Annotated in this window: 20 protein-coding genes, 1 pseudogene and 1 riboswitch; of the genes and pseudogenes, 5 read left to right on the plus strand and 16 right to left on the minus strand. The window is 65.6% G+C overall.

Annotation, left to right across the window (positions count from 1 at the left end; all coding sequences use genetic code 11):
* Nucleotides 1-110: 110 nt before the first annotated feature.
* From KGZ40_06140 to KGZ40_06205, 14 genes and pseudogenes are all read right to left on the minus strand, one after another.
* Entirely contained in the window at nucleotides 111-356 is a 246-nt protein-coding gene (locus KGZ40_06140) for a DUF3343 domain-containing protein (protein ID MBS3957089.1), read from the minus strand.
* A complete protein-coding gene (locus KGZ40_06145) occupies nucleotides 356-1570 on the minus strand; it encodes an aminotransferase class V-fold PLP-dependent enzyme (protein MBS3957090.1) in 1215 nt (404 codons plus the stop codon). Before KGZ40_06145 ends, KGZ40_06140 begins: the two co-directional genes overlap by 1 nt.
* On the minus strand, nucleotides 1567-2052 hold the full coding sequence (locus tag KGZ40_06150) for a MogA/MoaB family molybdenum cofactor biosynthesis protein (GenBank protein MBS3957091.1): 486 nt from the start codon (nucleotides 2050-2052) through the stop codon (nucleotides 1567-1569). The genes KGZ40_06145 and KGZ40_06150 overlap by 4 nt, the downstream gene beginning before the upstream one ends.
* A 61-nt stretch (nucleotides 2053-2113) precedes the next feature.
* Nucleotides 2114-2581, minus strand: a pseudogene (locus tag KGZ40_06155) (hypothetical protein).
* A complete protein-coding gene (gene moaC / locus KGZ40_06160; GenBank protein MBS3957092.1) occupies nucleotides 2578-3117 on the minus strand; it encodes a cyclic pyranopterin monophosphate synthase MoaC in 540 nt (179 codons plus the stop codon). The pseudogene KGZ40_06155 and the gene moaC overlap by 4 nt, the downstream one beginning before the upstream one ends.
* Nucleotides 3118-3124: 7 nt before the next feature.
* Nucleotides 3125-4144, minus strand: coding sequence for a GTP 3',8-cyclase MoaA (gene moaA, locus KGZ40_06165; GenBank protein ID MBS3957093.1), 1020 nt, complete (start codon nucleotides 4142-4144; stop codon nucleotides 3125-3127).
* Nucleotides 4144-4668: a molybdopterin-guanine dinucleotide biosynthesis protein B gene (gene mobB, locus KGZ40_06170; GenBank protein MBS3957094.1), complete on the minus strand. Its 525-nt coding sequence runs from the start codon at nucleotides 4666-4668 to the stop codon at nucleotides 4144-4146. The genes moaA and mobB overlap by 1 nt, the downstream gene beginning before the upstream one ends.
* 34 nt (nucleotides 4669-4702) lie before the next feature.
* Nucleotides 4703-4921 (minus strand): hypothetical protein, encoded by a 219-nt coding sequence (locus tag KGZ40_06175; GenBank protein MBS3957095.1) that lies wholly within the window; start codon nucleotides 4919-4921, stop codon nucleotides 4703-4705.
* On the minus strand, nucleotides 4918-6171 hold the full coding sequence (locus KGZ40_06180; GenBank protein ID MBS3957096.1) for a molybdopterin molybdotransferase MoeA: 1254 nt from the start codon (nucleotides 6169-6171) through the stop codon (nucleotides 4918-4920). The genes KGZ40_06175 and KGZ40_06180 overlap by 4 nt, the downstream gene beginning before the upstream one ends.
* On the minus strand, nucleotides 6168-7562 hold the full coding sequence (gene fdhD, locus KGZ40_06185) for a formate dehydrogenase accessory sulfurtransferase FdhD (GenBank protein ID MBS3957097.1): 1395 nt from the start codon (nucleotides 7560-7562) through the stop codon (nucleotides 6168-6170). Before fdhD ends, KGZ40_06180 begins: the two co-directional genes overlap by 4 nt.
* A gap of 77 nt (nucleotides 7563-7639) precedes the next feature.
* A complete protein-coding gene (locus KGZ40_06190; protein MBS3957098.1) occupies nucleotides 7640-8746 on the minus strand; it encodes an ABC transporter ATP-binding protein in 1107 nt (368 codons plus the stop codon).
* Nucleotides 8743-9450, minus strand: a complete 708-nt coding sequence (locus KGZ40_06195; GenBank protein ID MBS3957099.1) for an ABC transporter permease — start codon at nucleotides 9448-9450, stop codon at nucleotides 8743-8745. Before KGZ40_06195 ends, KGZ40_06190 begins: the two co-directional genes overlap by 4 nt.
* Before the next feature lie 33 nt (nucleotides 9451-9483).
* Entirely contained in the window at nucleotides 9484-10353 is an 870-nt protein-coding gene (locus KGZ40_06200; protein ID MBS3957100.1) for an extracellular solute-binding protein, read from the minus strand.
* A 7-nt stretch (nucleotides 10354-10360) separates the two neighbouring features.
* A riboswitch (molybdenum cofactor riboswitch) is annotated at nucleotides 10361-10484 on the minus strand.
* A gap of 128 nt (nucleotides 10485-10612) precedes the next feature.
* Nucleotides 10613-11512 carry a LysR family transcriptional regulator gene (locus tag KGZ40_06205; protein ID MBS3957101.1) on the minus strand — a complete coding sequence of 300 codons (900 nt, stop codon included), beginning with the start codon at nucleotides 11510-11512 and terminating at the stop codon, nucleotides 10613-10615.
* 208 nt (nucleotides 11513-11720) lie between these two features.
* Here KGZ40_06205 and KGZ40_06210 point away from each other — a divergent pair, with 208 nt between their 5' ends.
* The 4 genes from KGZ40_06210 to KGZ40_06225 are packed head-to-tail and all read left to right on the plus strand — an operon-like array spanning nucleotide 11721 to nucleotide 14643.
* Nucleotides 11721-12134, plus strand: a complete 414-nt coding sequence (locus KGZ40_06210; protein MBS3957102.1) for a transcriptional repressor — start codon at nucleotides 11721-11723, stop codon at nucleotides 12132-12134.
* A complete protein-coding gene (locus KGZ40_06215; protein MBS3957103.1) occupies nucleotides 12131-12997 on the plus strand; it encodes an energy-coupling factor ABC transporter permease in 867 nt (288 codons plus the stop codon). The genes KGZ40_06210 and KGZ40_06215 overlap by 4 nt, the downstream gene beginning before the upstream one ends.
* Entirely contained in the window at nucleotides 12998-13801 is an 804-nt protein-coding gene (locus tag KGZ40_06220) for a hypothetical protein (GenBank protein ID MBS3957104.1), read from the plus strand.
* Nucleotides 13798-14643 carry an ABC transporter ATP-binding protein gene (locus tag KGZ40_06225; GenBank protein MBS3957105.1) on the plus strand — a complete coding sequence of 282 codons (846 nt, stop codon included), beginning with the start codon at nucleotides 13798-13800 and terminating at the stop codon, nucleotides 14641-14643. The genes KGZ40_06220 and KGZ40_06225 overlap by 4 nt, the downstream gene beginning before the upstream one ends.
* Before the next feature lie 7 nt (nucleotides 14644-14650).
* Here KGZ40_06225 and KGZ40_06230 read toward each other — a convergent pair whose 3' ends face one another.
* Both KGZ40_06230 and KGZ40_06235 read right to left on the minus strand, forming a co-directional pair.
* A complete protein-coding gene (locus KGZ40_06230; GenBank protein ID MBS3957106.1) occupies nucleotides 14651-15844 on the minus strand; it encodes an FprA family A-type flavoprotein in 1194 nt (397 codons plus the stop codon).
* 82 nt (nucleotides 15845-15926) lie between these two features.
* Nucleotides 15927-16934 (minus strand): polyprenyl synthetase family protein, encoded by a 1008-nt coding sequence (locus tag KGZ40_06235; protein MBS3957107.1) that lies wholly within the window; start codon nucleotides 16932-16934, stop codon nucleotides 15927-15929.
* Nucleotides 16935-17147: 213 nt separating this feature from the next.
* Between KGZ40_06235 and KGZ40_06240 the strand changes: the two genes are divergently transcribed.
* Nucleotides 17148-17763 (plus strand): hypothetical protein (locus KGZ40_06240; GenBank protein MBS3957108.1); only part of this gene is annotated, 616 nt, incomplete at its 3' end.

Below are 17763 nucleotides of genomic sequence, written 5' to 3' on the forward strand. Positions count from 1 at the left end.
TCTGGAAGCCGGGTGTGTGCCGGACACCCGGCTTGAGGGGCTAGTAACAACGGTTACATTTCAACACAGCGCCCCCGTAAGGGCAAGGTGACAACTCACCGCCGCGACGCTCACAAATCCGCCACCTCTACGCTGCGCGCGACTTCGATTCCCGCGCGGTCCAGGTACTCGGCGGCACGCACCGCGTCAGCCACATCCAGCCTCAGCCCGATGCCACATAGCGCCCCGAAACCCTTGGGGGCGGGTACCGGGATAAGCGGCACTCCCAGGTCAAGTAACACACGCTCCGCGTCGAGCGCAGCATGTGTGGTGGTAAACCCAAAGATCACGAAGTGGTGTTGGCAACGTGCGGCCATCACGCGACCGTCCCCGCGAGCACCTCGAGGACGCGATCAACTTGGGCTTGCGTGGTGTCCCACCCAATGCCAAACCGGACGGCCCCGCACGCAAGCGTACCCACGGTGTCGTGCGCCCATGGTGCGCAGTGAAGGCCCGCTCGCACCGCGATACCGTGCGCACGGTCAAGCTCGAAGGCTATCCTGTCTGCCTCGACCTCCGCATGCACCGCCGCAACGAGCGGCACACGGTCGACTTTGGGTGGAGGGCCCAAGACGCGAAACCCGCGAATACCCAGTATCCCCTCGTGGAGGCGCCGGGCAAGCGCCGCCTCGCGCTCGCGTTGCGCGCTGCCCTGAGCGGCGAGAAATCGCACCCCCGCACCTAGGCCTGCGATCCCCGGCATGTTCGCGGTTCCCGCCTCGTAACGGTCAGGAAGCTCCGGGGGCATCTCTAGTGACTCCGACGCGCCTGCGCCGGTACCGCCCTCGATCTGTTCGTCGAGGATGAGGCCGGGCCTAACGTAGAGAAGGCCAACCCCTTGCGGGCCGAGCAATCCCTTGTGACCGGAAGCTGCGTACGCATCAGCTCCCAGTTCACCCAGATCGACATCGAGGTGCCCGGCCCCTTGAGCGCCGTCGACGAGCAACAGCGCCCCCGCTTCGCGCGCGATGTCGGCGAGGTCCTGAAGCGGCTGGATCGCACCGGTGACGTTGGAGGCGTGCTGACAGACGACCGCCCGGGTGGGAGCGGCGCGCACCTCGCGCTCGATGTCTCCAGGGTCCACGAGGCCCGACGGGTCCGCTTGAACGACGACGACCTCAACACCCGCTCGTGAGGCGAGGCGAGCGAGCGGGCGAGCGATGGCGTTGTGCTCCATGGATCCGACAACAACGCGCTCCCCTTCCCTCAAGCTCCCCTTGAGCATGAGGTTGCATGCGGCCGTGCAGCTAGGCTGAAATACCAGGCGGGACGGATCGGCCACGCCGAGGAGAGCGGCGCACTCGCGTCTCGCCTCGAACACGGCGCGAGACGCGGCGAGCGCCATCTGATATGCGCCGCGTCCCGGGTTGCCGCCGAGGTGCGTAAGCGCGTGGGTCACCGCTTCGATCACCGGTTGCGGCTTAGGCCACGACGTCGCGGCGTGATCCAGGTAGATCGCGGGCCGCGGATCGATGCCCGGTGTGCGCGGGGTGGCGGGAGCGCGCCGCGCCGCGTGACCACGACGTGTCACGCGTGGCCCCCGCCCGCGATCATCTCGGCCGCGTGCTCAAGCTGGTCGGCGACGAAGCCAAACGTCTCGCGGGCTGCCTTCTCGCTTCCGGGCAGGTTGATCACGAGCGTGCGTCCCCGCAACGCCGCGGTCGCTCGAGAAAGCATCGCGCGGCGGGTGATGCGCATGCTCTCGGCGCGCATCGCCTCGACAATGCCGGGCGCGACCCGGTCGCACACATCAAGCGTCGCCTCGGGAGTGACATCGCGAAGGCTCAATCCGGTGCCTCCACAGGTGAACACGGTGTCCGCCGCAAGATCGTCAGCGTACTCGACGATCGTCTCGGCGATCCTCGACCGGTCATCGGGCACCACGCGGTGCGCTACTACCTCCCACCCGCGAGCTCGGCAGAGCTCCGCGAGCGCCGTTCCCGCCGAGTCTTCTGCGAGCGGGCGCGTGTCAGAACAGGTGAGGATCGCGATCCTGAGCGCTCGCTCACCCATCGGAGCCATCCGCGAGTACGTCATCTGGCCTCGGGACGCGGTCACACGTGCCATCGCCGAGCTCCACAACCGTCACGGAATCATCGACGTTTACCTCACCGGGAGCGCGCACGATTGCGAAGATGCCTTCGCGGGGCATCACGCAATCGCCGGCCTGGTAGTAGATGGCGCACTTCGTGTGACACACCTTGCCGATCTGACTGATCTCGAGCACCGCATCGGCGCCTATCTTGAGCACAGTGCCAACCGGAAGCGCGAGCAAATCGACACCGGCGGTCGTGATGTTCTCGGCGAAATCGCCCGCGCCCACGTCGAGCCCCTTGGCTGCCATCGTGTCGATCGACTCCTGCGCGAGTAGCGAGACCTGGCGGTGCCACTCGCCGGCGTGCGCGTCATCGGCGAACCCGCGATCGAACACGAGCGTCCCGCTTCTTCCAGGAGTCTTGCGAACCGTCTTTTTCTCGGAGAGATTGACCGAGACTACCCGGCCAAAACCGGGTACGTTGTTGACACAACCGGAGCCGCTCACATCTCCTCCTCACGAACCCAGCGGCCAGAAGCGCCGCCTGACTTCTCCGCTAGCATGATCTCGCCGAGGACCATCCCGCGGTCGATTGCTTTGCACATGTCGTAGAGGGTAAGGCCCGCTACCGCAGCGGCGGTCAGCGCCTCCATCTCCACACCGGTGGGACCGGTGGTCTCACACGTGGCCGTGATCAACACACGAGCCCATCCGTCAGCCCCGGCTATCCCGTCATCGGCAGCGGGCGCGATCTCGACGCTTGCGTGCGTGAGCGCGATTGGGTGACACATCGGGACGAGGTCTGCCGTGCGCTTGGCGGCCATGATACCGGCTATGCGCGCGGTCGCCAGCACGTCGCCTTTGGGAGCGCGACCCTCGACGATCATCGACAGTGTGGACGGCCGCATCATCACCGTCGCGGACGCGACCGCTCGGCGGCGCGTGGCTGGCTTGCCTCCCACGTCAACCATCCGCGCCTCGCCTCGATCGTCGAGGTGGGTGAGACGGCCGTGAGCGTCGGTGATGGGACTCTCCTCTCGCATTGGCTCGCTACCCTCCAATCTGTGACATGCCGCGCGCGGTACCCACGCGCATGCTGTGGCTCTCCGGTTTGGAGGCGAGTGCGGCGCGGATCGTGGCAAGCACCTCCGCGTCGCTGCCCGCGCGCAACACCGGACGCACGTCTATCTCGGCGTCTGAGAACAGGCACGCGCGCAGCCTGCCGTCCGCAGTCAGGCGAAGCCGGTTGCACTCGCCGCAGAAGTGGTGCGTGAGCGGGGTGATGACGCCGATTGTTCCCTGCGCCCCGTCGAACCGGTAGTAGCGGGCCGGACCCCATCCGCCTGGCGCGTCGTTTCCCGCAACAGCTGCCAAGCTGCCGAGACCCGCCTGCTCGCCTCCTGCCGCGACGCGCTTGAGGATCTCGCTCGCCGGGACGTGATCGCCGCGCGTCCAACCCTCTCCGCCCGGCTCACACTCACCCTCGGCGACGCCCCCGACCGGCATGTACTCGATGAAGCGGACGTGCACCGGGCGATCGAGGGTCATACGTGCGAAACCGGGCAGATCTTGGCCGAGCGAGCGGACAACGACCACATTGATCTTGACCGGTCCCATTCCCGCGGCAAAGGCGGCATCGATACCCGCGAGCGCGTCTTCTAGTCGGCCGCCCCGCGTGATGCGCGCGAACACCTCAGGGTCGAGTGAGTCAAGCGAGATGTTGACCCGGCTCAGGCCTGCATCGGCAAGTTGCTCAGCGTAGCGTGCGAGGAGCGTGCCGTTGGTCGTGAGCGCGATCGCTTCAAGGCCGGTAAGCGCGCGCAACCGACGCACGTGGCCAACCACGCCCTTGCGCACGAGCGGCTCGCCGCCGGTGAGACGGATCTTCGAGATACCCTCCCCCACCGCGAGGGCGCAGAAGCGCTCGATCTCCTCGAACGCAAGGATCTCACGAGGCTCCTTCCATGCCACACCCTCAGGGGGCATACAGTAGACGCAGCGCAGGTTGCACCGGTCAGTGAGCGAAACTCGCAGGTAATCGATGCGCCGCCCAAACGAATCGGTCGCCATTAACGCTCTCCGTCCCCGCGGGCAATCCGATCGGCATGGCCGAGACACGCGTCCTCAATGAGGTCCGCGACACCGGCGATGTCATCGAGCGCAAAGACCGGTACACGGCCGAGGTCCAAGCCTTCAACATCGGTCGCCAGCGCGAAGAGCTCCTCCGGATCGCAGATCGGCACCGTCGAACGTTCGGTGCGAACCACCTCGATCAATCTCGGAGAGGTCGCCCTGAAGCCCTCGGTCAGGACAATGTCGACGTCGCCGGCCTCCTCGGCAAGTTCAACCAGGGTCCGCTCACGCTCGACACGGCGAAAAACAGCGTATCGGTCCGGCGCACTCACCATCGTCACGTACGCACCTGCGCTCCAGTGGCGCCACGAGTCTTTGCCCGGCGTATCGATGTCGGTCTCGTGAGCGTGATGCTTGACCGCCGCGACACGGTATCCCCGCGCGGTCAGCTCCGCGATGAGCCCCTCGAGCAACGTCGTGCGCCCCGAGTCGCCCCTTCCGACGACCGAGACGACCGGCACCGGAGGCATCCTGGGCGCGTTGGCCACGGTGCCGCTAGAAGCAGCCGAGGTCACAGTTTTTGACCCTTATGCCAGCGAGGTCAGCCGCGGCGCCCGCGACTTTGTACGGCACACCGGTGTCCTCGGCGAGCTTGCGCAGCACCGGACACGTGAGGGTGCCGTCACTCGACTTGTCCAAGACAGCGGCGGTCAACTCCGGCGTGACCTGTTCGGCGAAGCGGGGGTCGATCCGTTTGGGGGACGAACCGCTCATACGATACCTTCTTCCATGTCGAGTCTGATGAGCTCAACCACGCTGCCCGCGGCGAAGGACTCCTCTCCTTCCGGCAGCACCAATAGGCAGTTACCCTTGTGCGCCGCGGTCAGCAGCGCCGAGGACTGGCTCCCTGAGAGCGCAACCTCGCGTACGCCATCCACCGCCACCGAGACACGCGCGCGCAGGTAGTACCTGCGATCCTGCTTCTTCGTGACATCGTGGGCGAGCCGAGCCGTCTGTCGTGGGCGATCGAGAGCGCCGTAGCCCTGCATGTAGCGAAGCGCGGGCCGAACGAACAACTCGAATCCCACGTACGCCGATGTCGGGTTGCCCGGCAATCCGAAGAGGGGCACGCCACCTATCGATCCGAGCGTCTGAGGGTTGCCCGGTCGCATCGCCACCCTGCAAAACTCCATCTCGCCGAGCTCCTCGAGCACCGGCTTGACGTAGTCGAAATCGCCAACGCTCACGCCGCCGCTGGTGACTATGAAGTCGGACTCCTCGGCCGCGCGCTGAAACGCTTCCCGTGTGGCGGCAGGATCGTCACGCACGATCGGGTAACGAAGAGGCACTCCGCCCGCCGAGAGAACCTGCGCGGCGATGGAGTAGCTGTTGGAGTTTCGGATCTTGCCCGGTCCGGGGAACTCGGCCACCTCCACGAGCTCATCGCCGGTAGAGAGCACGGCCACGCGAGGGCGGCGGTACACCGGAACAGTGGCGTGACCGGTCGAAGCGAGCAGGCCGACGCCAGCAGGGCCGATGACCTCACCAGCCGCAAGAACGAGATCCCCCGCTTTGCACTCTTCGCCACGACGGCGGATGTGCTCACCGGCAACCGGCGCACGCATGATGCGAACCGTACCGCCCGCCGAGCGGCCGGCATCGCCACCCTCGGTGTGCTCGACCATCACGACCGCGTCCGCACCCGGCGGGATGGGCGCGCCGGTCATGATTCGCGCCGCCTGACGCGAACCTACCGCGACGGTGGGGTGCTCACCGGCCGCGATGTGCGAGATGACATCGAGCGTGACCGGCTCTGAGGCCGAGGCGTTTGCGCAGTCGACCGCCCGGAGAGCGTAGCCATCCATCGCGGAGTTGTCGAAAGGCGCGACATCGATGTCGGAGTACGCGTCTGTCACGAGCACCCGGCCGAGCGCGTCGAGCAAGCCGGTTTGCTCAGCCTCGAGCGGGCGGCATCGCGCGAGCACTCGTTTCAGTGCCTCCTCGACACTCATCGTTGTACTCATCGGCGATCCTCTCCAGCGGTGTGTGGCGTGTCTGAGGTGAGTACCCGGTGCGGGTGCGTATAGACGGTTATCTTGCCTCCACGAGCGTACCCGGCGAGCGTGATACCGAGCTCGGCGGCTATCTCGGCGGCCAGATCGGTCACCGCCGTGCGCGAGACCACGATCGGAACGCGCGCCTTGGCGGCCTTTACCGCCATCTCGTAGGAGACGCGGCCTGTGGAAAGCAGGACCGCGTCACTCACAGGAATTCGGTCGAGCCACGCACGTCCGAGCAGCTTGTCAAGCGCGTTGTGCCGCCCGACGTCCTCCCGGACGAGCAGGAGGACACCGTCTCGCGCGAGCCCGCACGCGTGTGTGCCCCCCGTGTCCCGGTAGGCGCTCGCCGCGCGCGCCATGTCGCCCATCAGGCTGTAGAGGACCGCGCTCTCAACGGCAAGGCCGCTCGTCACGCGTGCAAGCCCACGCGCGTGACCCACTGAGGAGAAGGTGACACCTTTGCCACATCCGCTCGTCACGTAGCGGGTCTTGTGGATCATATCTTCAGGGACCTCTTCGGTAGTCCATACGTAGACGAGTCCCCGCTTGTGATCGACATCGACAGCTGATAGCGCGTCTCGATCGGCGAGAAGCCCTTCCGCAACCATGAATCCAACCGCCATCTCCTCAAGATCGACTGGAGTGGCCTGGACGGTAGCGACCTCGACTTCGTTCATGTGGAGCGTCACCGGACGCTCGGAAGGCATGCCCCGCGGACGGCGGGTTCCGACCTCGACCACCGAGACCTGCACGCGACCGGCGGGGACATCATCCCGGCGCGATTCTGCCGCACGAGCGGGGACAGCCGGCTCACGCACCTCGGCAAGGTCCTCGGGCGTGTTCACATTGAAGAAGCTGGCAAGGTCCGGGTCGACCGTCCGCAGGGATTCCAGCGGCACCTCAACGACCTTGATCTGTCCAAAAACGGCGACGATGCGCCGACGGCCGCTCGCCAGGACGGCTCTTGCCGCCGGAAGCGCTGACCTGGCATAAAGCGCGAGCAGCGGCTCGGGGCCACGCTCGCCAATCGGCACGACAGCGTCCGCGTCGCCGCGCGCCTCCCACAGGGCGCGAATCACCGCTGGCGACAGGTGCGGCATATCGGCGGCGACCGCGAGCACCCACTCGTCTTCGGCCGCAGCGAGCGCGGTCACAAGCCCACCAAGTGGTCCCTGGTACGGTACCTCGTCAGTGAGCACACGTACGCCGTGAGGCAGTCCGGCGCCTGCCAGCGCCTCGGGCCGGTTAGTCACCACGACTGTGTGAGCGCAGACGTCGCCGACCACCTCGGCCACACGCGCAACGAGTGACTGCCCGTCCACTGGTAGCAGCGTCTTGTCCACACCCATGCGCATGGACCGTCCTCCAGCGAGAACCGCGGCGGTGATCGGTAACACACCGGGAGCCATGCTCAGCTCACTTTCATCATGTCTCAGCGGACTCTAAACCGGACTGCGGTCGCCTTGAACACGACCTGTACTTGGGAATCAGGCGCGAGTCCCATCTCGCGCACGGAGGAGCGAGAAACCCGAGCTGCCATCCGGACACCTTCAATTTCTACAACGAGATGGTACATGACCCCCCACGCCTGCGCCTCGACAACGGTACCGGTGAAGCGATTGCGCGCCGTAGAGCGGGGAATCTCGGAGTCGCTGTCGAAGAGGAGCACGTCTTCGGGACGGACGCCGGCCACAACGCGCGTCCCCGGCGGCAATCCTCCGGTCGCTTGGATGACCGGTCCGCCGACATCGATCTCGACGATGCCATCCGCCGAATTCACCACGCTGCCGTGGAGCGGCGGCTCAGAGCCGAGGAAGCACGCCGTCCACGCGTCAGGAGGTAGACCCATGACTTCGTCGACCGGGCCGTGCGCGACAGCGCGCCCGTCTCGGAGCACCATCATCGTGTCCGCGATCGCCACCGCCTCGTTTTGGTCATGCGTAACGTAGAGCGTCGTCACCGCTTGTTCCCGGATGATACGCGCGAAGTCCTGAGCCAGCCGACTCTTGATAAGCGGGTCGAGAGAGGAGAGCGGCTCATCGAGCAAGAGTACCCGTGGCTTCAAGACGAGCGCCCGTGCGAGCGCGACGCGCTGCGCCTCTCCGCCAGACAACGTGAGTGCCGAGCGACGCTCCCAGCCAGCGAGACCCGCACGCTCGAGCGCTTCCGCGACCGCCGCCGTCCTCTGCCCGGCAGGCACTCGCCTTAGCTTAAGACCGTACGCGACGTTCTCGGCGACCGTGCCCTTGAACAAGAACGGGTTCTGGAACACCGCCGCCATGCGCATTCGAGCGCTCCGGTTCCTCGCGCTCACAGGAATCCCGTTGAGATAGACCTGTCCTGTGTCCGGCGCTTCGAGCAAGCCGAGGATCGCGAGCAGCGTGGTTTTCCCCGCTCCAGACGGACCGAGAACCGCACGCGTTTCACCCGCCTCGATGCGCACATGCTCGATGTCGAGGACCGTCGACTTGGCGTAGGTCCGGGTGATACCGGTTCCCTCGATTGAGAGTGCGGAGGGTGTGGACACCGCCTCTGTCACGCTCGACCGTACCGTTCGTTGGAGTGCTGGTACCACGTGAGAAACCCGTTCATCGCAAACGTGATGAGCATGAGGACGAAACCGAACGCGAGCGCGAGCGCGAAGTCGCCCTTCCGCGCCTCCTGCACGATCGCGGTCGTAAGCACACGCGTCTCTCCTTCGATGTTGCCTCCCACCATCATGACCGCCCCTACGCCCCGCACGACCGCGCCAAACCCGCTCGCCACAGCGGCGAGCACGCCGAGCCGCGCCTCCTTGAGCGCAAGCAGAGCCTCGTCAATGCGTGACGCACCCAGGGAGCGAGCTTGCAGCCGAAGCTTGTAGGGGACAGAAGCAACCGCGGCGGCGGTAAGTCCCGCGATGATAGGAGTCGAGATCAACGTCTGCGCGATCGCCATCGCGTCAACTGAATACAGAAGTCCCATGAACCCCAGCGGTCCCCTTCTGGAAAGGACCATCATCACGATGAGGCCGATGACGACCGGGGGCACAGCCATGCCGGTGTTCGCGAGGGTGATCAGAAGCCGTCTCCCCCGGAACCGGGACGCCCCCATTACAAACCCCATGGGGGCACCGAGCAACATCCCGGCTGCCGTGGAAACGACCGCCACCTCGAACGTTGTCGCAACCACGTTCCAGAACTCAGGCGATCCGGAAACGAGAAGCCGTCCCGCCGTCACGAGCGCTTCGACAAACACCTGCATGACCGCACACCACTTCCCGACTGAGCCGCGCGGCTACTTGGCGTTGGGCACGAACAACGGCTCCCCGAACTTGTCCACACCGAACTCACCGATGATGGCTTGCGCCTCCGCCGAGACGACCCAATCGAAGAACGCCTGCGCTCCATCCGCGTTGCTCGCGTCGGTGACAACGATTACACCGTACTGGTTGAACAGGCGCTCATCGCCCTCGACGGCAATGGCGAGCTCCAGACCGTCACGCATCGACAAGAAGGTGCCGCGGTCCGTAAGAGTGTATCCCGCGACCTCAGATGTCATCGTGAGAGTGTCGCCCATGCCTTGGCCGATCGACTTGTACCACTCACCGGCCGGTTCGATCTCCGCGGCCTTCCACAACCTGAGTTCGGCCTTGTGCGTACCGGAGTCATCCCCACGGGACACGAACGTGTGCCCTCCCTGCGAGATGGCCGCAAGTGCCGCGGCAACATCCTTGCCGCCCGCGATGCCCGCCGGATCAGACTCGGGGCCAACGATGACGAAATCGTTGTACATGACGTCACGGCGTTCGTAACCATATCCCTCGGCCACGAACTTCTCTTCGTCGGCTTTCGAGTGAACGAACACGACATCGGCGTCTTTCGCGCGACCGATCTCAAGCGCCTGCCCGGTTCCCACAGCGACAACGCTCGCGCGGAACTCGGGATTCGCGTCCGTGAACGCTGGCAACAGCACTTCAAACAAGCCGGAATCCTCGGTCGAAGTCGTCGACGCAATTACGACTTCGGTCACCTCGGCGGGCGCTTCGGCGGGCGCTTCAGGTGCGGCAGCATCCTGGGTAGCTCCACCACATCCCACGATCGTGGCCAGAAACGCTGCCGCGATCAGCACCAGTGATACCCGTTGTAGCGCGGCGGGCACCGTCATTCGCTCGAGCATAAGTCTGTCTCCTTTCCACCGGGAGGCGAGGAGGTTTCCCGTCCCCGCCCTATCGGTCCGGACCCCGTGGCCCGCTCGGCTGGGCTGTAGGGATTCCGGACTCGGAGATATGCGGCCGTCTCCTGCGGACGGCCTCACTTGAAACGATACCGTACCAGGTGACTTGTAACAACTGTTACAACTGTTACAACTGAAGGCGCGGGGTTTTGTCCGCCGGGTCTACGCAGCTCGGCTCGGCGCGATGACGCTACCGTGTCCCAGCCAGTTGGGTGCGCAGGAATACAACAAACTCTGATGCGGCGCGGGTAGGCGTCGTGCGCGCGGTGACGAGGTACAGCGGGCGAACGGCCGGAAACCCTGCCGTGTTTACAGTCGCAACCGTGCCGAGTTTGAGCGCTTTCTCGGCCACCCAAGAGCTCACCATGCCAAGCCCCATACCGCCCTCGACCGCGTTCACGATCGCCTCGCCGGTACCAAGTTCAGTGACGACATGCAGGTCACCCGCTTCGATCCCAGCTGAGCTGAGCGCCTCCTCGGCGATTTGACGGGTTCCCGACCCCTCTTCGCGCAGGATGAACGGCTCGGCCGCCACCCGCTCGGCGGTGATGGCCTTCTCCTGAGCGAACGGGTGGTCCACCGGGCAGATCATGACGATCTCATCGGTGCCGAGGCGCTCGAACTCCACGCGCGCGCCTTTGGGCGCCGCTCCTACCATGCCGAGGTGGGCTCTGCCCGAGAGCACCGCCTCAACGACGTCCGCCGTGTCGGCGACGGTGAGCAATATGTTGACCTCGGGGTTTGCCGTTAGGAAACGTCCCAGTATCCGCGGGAGCAGGTACTGCCCGGGCGTGGTGCTCGCGGCGACGGAGAGCCGGCCCGTCACGGTCTCGGCGAGCATCGCGATCTCGCGCCTGGCGGAATCGATGTCTACCAGGACTCTGCGCGCATGAGGAAGAAGCGCGCGGCCCGCCTCGGTCAGTTCGACCTTCCGGTATGCACGGTCTAACAGGGTTACGCCAAGTGTCGACTCGAGACCCTGTACCTGCATGGTCACGGCGGGTTGCGAGACCCCGAGCTCGCGTGCGGCCGCGGAGAAAGACCCTCGCTCGACGACTTGAACAAACGCCACAAGCTGACTAATGTTCACCAACGCCTCCAGAGGTAGTGCTCATGAAGATATCAGGATATCTAATAATACCACATCAGATAAGCGCCGAAAATGTGTTCTCCGCACGATAGCGACCTGCCCGCTTGGGTAGTATCTCGGCATGCACATGAATGAGAATCATTATCATTCTTCCGGCGACCGTGGTGCCCACAACCGTGACGCGACGGAACCTGGACACTCGCCTCGCATGACGCGCCAGCGAACAGCGGTACTCGAGGCAGCCGTCGAGATCGGCCGTGCGTTCACCGTCGAAGATCTTGCCGCGCACCTCCGCCGACGCGGTTCCGGCGCGGGGCTCGCCACGGTGTACCGCGCGGTCGCCGCACTCGTGGACGCCGGGACGATCGCTCGAGTCGGCGAGCGGGGCGGCAGCGCGCTGTGGGTGCACTGTGCGGTACCGGGGCACCATCACCACCTCGTGTGCACCGAGTGCGGGCGCGTCGCACACTCCACATGCGAACTCGGCGAAACCACGGCCGCGGCCGCTACCGCTGCCGGATTCTCCATCACCGGTCACGATCTCACGCTTTGGGGCGTATGCGCCGAGTGCGCGGCTACCACACCTTGGACGGCCAACCGAGAGGACGTGCGCGAGCGATGACACACATCCACATCCCTGATGGCGTGCTGCCGCTGTGGCTCTGGGCGCTGGGCTGGGCGGTGACGCTCGCCGCGGTCACGCTTACCGGGCGTCTCGCGGCGCGAGACGAGGCGCGTCGCAAGGTCCCCCTCATCGGCGTGGTAGCCGCGCTCATGATCGTTGGCATGTCGGCTGAGATCGTTCCGATCGCCTACCACGTGAACCTCGCAGTGATCGGCGGCATCCTTCTTGGGCCGAGACTTTCCGTCATCGCCGCCTTCATCGTCGTGCTCGTGCTCGCGCTCCTCGGGCACGGAGGAATCACCGTGCTTGGCCTGAACACAATCGTGATCGGCGCGGAGATGCTCCTCGGCTGGGCGCTGTTCCAGGGGGCGATGAACGTTCTCGGGAAGAAACGTGCAGCTCTTGGAGCTGCCAGCTCCACGGTACTCGCGCTTGCGACGACAACCGCGCTCGTCGTCGGGATCGTATGGATTGGCGGGGCAGGCGAGGCGACCGCGCGTGAGACAGGGGCGCTCGACCCGGCGACGCTCCGTTTCGAAAGCCCCTGGGAGCACGGCGTCTTGAAGATGGGACTGTTTGGTGCAGGTCATGAGGACGAAGAGGGTAACGCCGAAGAGGCCGCTTCGCCTGCCGTCGAGGCCGAGGAGCACGCGGAGGAAGACTCGGGGCGCTACCTGTCGGCTGAGCGGTTCGCCGCCGTGGTGTTCACGCTCGGTCCGCTCGGATGGCTGATCGAGGCCCTCGTGACGGCGGGTGTAATCGGGTACACGGCACGGGTGCGCCCCGCACTCGTGTTCGCCGGACCGCTCGCTCGGCAAAACGGGCGCCGAATCCCGGGTGACGAGAGCGGGGGCCACTAGGTGCACATCGGCCGGATCGACGAGTCCGCCACCCTTGGCGACTCATGGCTGCACCGAGTCTCCCCGGCAAGCAAGCTCGTCGCGCTGGCTTTCGTGCTTGCCGCGACCATCCTTACTTGGAACGTGCTCGTGGTCCTGGGCCTCTTGCTCGCACTGCTCGCCATCGCGGCGTCAGCGAACCTGCGGTGGCGCCTTCTCCTGACGCTCGCCGGATACCCGGCGCTGTTCGCGCTCGTGTTCGCGGTGAGTGCGGCCACAAGCTTGCTCGGCGGGGTCGTGATCGTGCTCAAAGCGGTCACCGCTGCCCTCGGAGCCGTTGTGCTCGTACTCACGACCCCCTACCCGTACATCTTCGCGCCGATCCAACGAATACTTCCCGTTATCGTCGGCGACGCGCTGCTCATGACGTACCGATCGCTCTTTCTGCTGCTCGAGAAGTTCGGCAACCTGCTCACAGCCGCCAAGCTTCGTGCGGGCCTGTCGGCGGGACATCCCATCAGGACAGCCCGGGCGACGACCCGGGCGCTCGGCGGACTCCTGCTCTACGCGCTCGACCTCTCTCAACGCTCCTACGACATCATGCGCGTGCGGGGCTACCAGGGACGATTGCGCGTCACCATGCCGAGAAGCGCGGCACCAGCCGTTGACGGCGCGCTCATCGCTGGCGCCGCCGCGCTGCTGGCGGTCTCACTCACCTGGCGCCTCGAGTGGGCGGCGCTCAACCCCTACAGCTGGGTCGTGCCACTGGCCTCGGCCCTCGCACTCGCAGGCGCGCTCATCGCCGGACGGAGGTCGTCCGCGTGAGCGCGGAGCCCGTCGTCTACGTGAGCTGCATCCGCCACTCCTACGAAGACGGCACCACCGTGCACCTCTGCGGACTCGACTTCGTCGTCGAGCGCGCTAAGCGCGTCGCCGTCCTCGGCCCCAACGGTTCGGGCAAGACGACGCTGCTCTACCACCTACTCGGCCTGCTCGAAAGCCGGGAGGGAGAGGTCCGCGTGTTTGGCGTGGACCCCGCGAGGGAGTGGCCACGCATACGCCAGCGTATCGGCGCCGTGCTCCAAAACGTCGACGAGCAGCTGCTCGCGCCAACCGTAGCCGACGACGTCGCTTTCTCGCCCCGCCAGTACGGCATGGCCGATGACGAAGTCGCACGGCGCGTGGAGCGCACGTTTGACATGCTCGGAATCGCGCACCTGCGCGACCGAGTGCCGCACAACCTCTCGGGAGGCGAAAAGCGAAAAGTAGCGCTTGCCGGCGCGCTCGTGATGGAGCCCGAGCTGCTCGTGCTCGACGAGCCGTTTGAAGGACTCGATCCCGCCTCCCGCGCCGCGCTCATCGCGTTGCTGGAGCACCTCTCGGTAGAAAAGGGCGTGACCGTGGTGATGTCGACGCACGACATCGATTCCGTGCCGGAGATGGCTGACTACGCCTACGTACTTGCCCCCGGCGGCGCGATCGTGTTCTCGGGCACGCCAGAAGAGGTCTTCAGCCAGGCCGAACTGCTCGCAGCGGGCAACATCAAGCCGCCGATCCTCGCCGAGCTATTCGCCGCACTCGCGCGGGAGGATGAGAGCGCGCCTGGGCCCGCGCTTTCGGTCGAGCGCGCGGTCGACGCACTCGTGGCGTGGAAACGAGGCGGGTAGCGACGCCTTAGACCATCTCGCGCACGGCACGCGCGTACTGCGCCCCCCAGGCACGAGCCGCCTCGATCTCGTCTGCTGACGGGCGATACTTCTGCGTGTAGGGCGCAAACGGCAGCTCAAAGCCCATCTCCTCGAGACGCCCAAGTATCTGCTTGCACGCCCCGCTCGACCAGCCGTAGCTGCCAAACGCGCCCCCAAGCTTGCCTTGAGGCTTGAGTCCCGAAAGGTAGTGCAGGTAGCCCGCGACCCGGTAGAGCATCCCGTGGTGCAGGGTGGGCGAACCGAGAAGGAGCGCGCGAGCGTCTAACAGGTGGCGTGTGACGTGCGCGATGGGGGTGACCGCAAGGTCGAAGAGCTCGACCTCCGCGCCCTCGGCGGCGATGCCATCGGCGACGGCGCGGGCGAGGACATCGGTCGAGCCCCACATGGTGGAATACGCGACAACAACCTTCTCGCGTGTCTCACCAGCAGTGAGCCGGCCGTAGGCATCGAGCGCCGCGGCGAGGGTCTCGCCCCGCCAGATCACGCCGTGGCTCGGCGCGATCGTTTCGATCTCCCACCCGGTCGCAACGACCTTCTCGACGGCCTTGGCTACCTGTCTGCCGAGCGGCATGAGGATGTTGGCGTAGTAGATGGCGAGCTCTTCTAACGCGAGTTCGATCCCGGCCTCGTCTGCGAAGCGTTCCGCGGATGCCATGTGCTGCCCAAACGCGTCGTTGGGCATGAGCACGCGCTCCTCGGCGCAGTACGTGAACATCGAGTCCGGCCAGTGCACCATCGACATCGGGAGAAAGCGCAGCGTGCAACCTCCAAGGTCGATGACGTCGTCAGCTCCCACCGTGTCGATTGCGAGACCGTCGTGATACTCGGCCACGCCCGCGACCCCCGAGCGCGACGCCACCACGCGGGCCTTCGGCATCGCGGCCATCACCTCGCGCAGGCCTCCGTTGTGGTCGGGCTCAACGTGGTTGACGACGATGAGGTCTATCTCGGACGGATCTATGATGGCGCCAACGCGCGCGAGCAGCTCCTCGACGAAAGGTCCCTTTACCGTGTCTACCAGCGCTGTCATCTCGTTCCCGCGCACCAGATAGGCGTTGTATGTGGTGCCGAGCGGCGTCTCGTAGCCGTGGAAATCGCGCAGGTTCCAATCGATCGCACCGACCCAGTCGATGCGTTCAGACACAGGTACGGATCGCATGAGATTGCTCCTTCGGGGTCCTGGGTAGCGGGTCACGTACAAAGATACCCGTTCGCGGGCGGCCATTTCTCTGTTCGGCGCGCTACGAGCTGCGCTTGACGAAGAAATCCGCCATGCCAAGAAGGAGTCCGCGAGCCTTGCCCGGCGGAAGGGCAACCTCGAGCATTGCCTTGGCGTCAAAGATGAGGCGCTCGGCGTACGCGTTCGCGTACTCGATCGAGCCCGCCTCGGCCATGATACCGACCGCCTCACCCAGCACCGCAGAACCGGTTTCTCGCGCCGAAAGGATCTCGAGCAGCCGCTCGCGGCGTGGCGAGTGCCGCAGAGCGTGGATCGCTACGAGTGTCCGCTTGCCCTCGGTGATGTCCGAGCGAAAATCCTTTTTCGTGGACTCGCGCGTGCCTACGACGTTGAGCACGTCGTCTTGGATCTGAAACGCGAGGCCAGCCGCCATGCCGTACTCCCGGAGCGCGGCGATCTGCTCCTCGGTGCCGCCTCCCACGATCGCCCCCACCGCGAGCGGGACACCGCCCGAGTAGTACGCCGTCTTGTGCCGAGCCATGACGAGGTAGTCTTCGACGTTGAGGTCGAACCGGTCATCGCGCGCCCAGCCGATGTCGAGCGCCTGACCTTCGATGGTGCGGGTCGTCATATCGACGAGCTCTGCTAGCACGCGAAGCTTCGTTGAGTCATCAAGCCCATCGTCGTGCACCACGGTGCCGCAGACGAGCGAGAGCGCAAGGTCCCCTGCGTTGATCGCCACGCCCTCGCCCTCGGCGACATGCATACACGGCTCGCCACGGCGGGTGAGCGAGCGGTCCTCGATGTCGTCGTGGATGAGCGCCGCGGTGTGGAAGTGCTCAATGGCTGCGGCTGCAGGCCTCGCGCGAGCAGGATCGCCGCCTACCGCTTCGCACGCGAGCAGGCAGATGAGGGGACGGTGGCGCTTGCCCGCGTTCGCGCTGAACGTCGCGACGGGGTCGTAGAGGTAGCGCCGCATATCAGGGTGATCACCGTTCTCGAAGAACGTGGCAAGGTACGCATCGAACCGCTTGGCGTTGCGTTTGAGATAGAGTTCGAACCCCGTCATCGGTCTCCTCGCACGGCGGTCACCGGTCCGCCACAGGCACACGTCCCCCGTATGGTATGCGCCGCGTGCCGCCGAGGCAACCCGGCGAGTTGCCTCACCAGAAATGTCGTCCAAACGGAAACGTTGCCTCACGTAAGAGTGTCGTCGAAGCGCTACCGTCGTTCATGTCGATCCGGCGGCGACGAGGGGGGCGCGACGAAGGTGCCGTTAACGATGGTGGAGAAGCACGCGGTGACCAGGCAACTGCACAAACAGTACAAGTCGGCGACGAAGCGCGAGAAGGGCGCGATCCTCGATACGCTCTGCACGCTTTCAGGCTACAGCCGCGATCATGCGGCCCGGCTGCTGCGCGCGGGTCCTCCCTCCAAGAAGCCCGCTCGCAGGCGGAAGCGAAAGCGCATCTACGACGCCGACGTGCTTTTCGCGCTGCGCAGGGTCTGGGCCACTCTCGACGGATTGTGCGGCAAACGTCTTGCGGCGGCGATGCCCCATGTACTGCCCTCAATGGAGCGCCATGGGGAACTGATGATCGACAGGGTGGTCCGTGAGAAGCTCTTGTCGGTCTCTGCGGCCACGATAGACCGCATGCTTGCCCCTGACCGTGCGCGTCTGGCCCTCAAGGGACGCGCCGGCACCAAGCCCGGAACCTTGCTCAAGGCGCACATCCCGATACGCACCTTCGCTGAATGGGACGATGCGCGCGCTGGTTTCGTGGAGATAGATCTCGTGGCTCACGAAGGGGGCTCGCCACACGGGGAGTTCTGCCAGACACTCGATGTCACCTGCGTCGCAACGGGTTGGACGGAGACGAGAGCGGTGCGCAACAAGG

This window comes from Clostridiales bacterium, from assembly GCA_018333995.1.
GTDB lineage: Bacteria > Actinomycetota > Coriobacteriia > Anaerosomatales > SLCP01 > JAGXSG01.

Excerpts from the sequence above, each read along its gene's own strand:
- KGZ40_06140 (MBS3957089.1), bottom strand. The coding sequence starts at position 356 with ATGGCCGCACGTTGCCAACACCACTTCGTGATCTTTGGGTTTACCACC.
- KGZ40_06150 (MBS3957091.1), bottom strand. The coding sequence starts at position 2,052 with ATGGGTGAGCGAGCGCTCAGGATCGCGATCCTCACCTGTTCTGACACG.
- moaC (MBS3957092.1), bottom strand. The coding sequence starts at position 3,117 with ATGCGAGAGGAGAGTCCCATCACCGACGCTCACGGCCGTCTCACCCAC.
- moaA (MBS3957093.1), bottom strand. The coding sequence starts at position 4,144 with ATGGCGACCGATTCGTTTGGGCGGCGCATCGATTACCTGCGAGTTTCG.
- KGZ40_06175 (MBS3957095.1), bottom strand. The coding sequence starts at position 4,921 with ATGAGCGGTTCGTCCCCCAAACGGATCGACCCCCGCTTCGCCGAACAG.
- KGZ40_06180 (MBS3957096.1), bottom strand. The coding sequence starts at position 6,171 with ATGAGTACAACGATGAGTGTCGAGGAGGCACTGAAACGAGTGCTCGCG.
- fdhD (MBS3957097.1), bottom strand. The coding sequence starts at position 7,562 with ATGCGCATGGGTGTGGACAAGACGCTGCTACCAGTGGACGGGCAGTCA.
- KGZ40_06195 (MBS3957099.1), bottom strand. The coding sequence starts at position 9,450 with ATGCAGGTGTTTGTCGAAGCGCTCGTGACGGCGGGACGGCTTCTCGTT.
- KGZ40_06200 (MBS3957100.1), bottom strand. The coding sequence starts at position 10,353 with ATGACGGTGCCCGCCGCGCTACAACGGGTATCACTGGTGCTGATCGCG.
- KGZ40_06210 (MBS3957102.1), top strand. The coding sequence starts at position 11,721 with ATGACGCGCCAGCGAACAGCGGTACTCGAGGCAGCCGTCGAGATCGGC.
- KGZ40_06215 (MBS3957103.1), top strand. The coding sequence starts at position 12,131 with ATGACACACATCCACATCCCTGATGGCGTGCTGCCGCTGTGGCTCTGG.
- KGZ40_06230 (MBS3957106.1), bottom strand. The coding sequence starts at position 15,844 with ATGCGATCCGTACCTGTGTCTGAACGCATCGACTGGGTCGGTGCGATC.
- KGZ40_06235 (MBS3957107.1), bottom strand. The coding sequence starts at position 16,934 with ATGACGGGGTTCGAACTCTATCTCAAACGCAACGCCAAGCGGTTCGAT.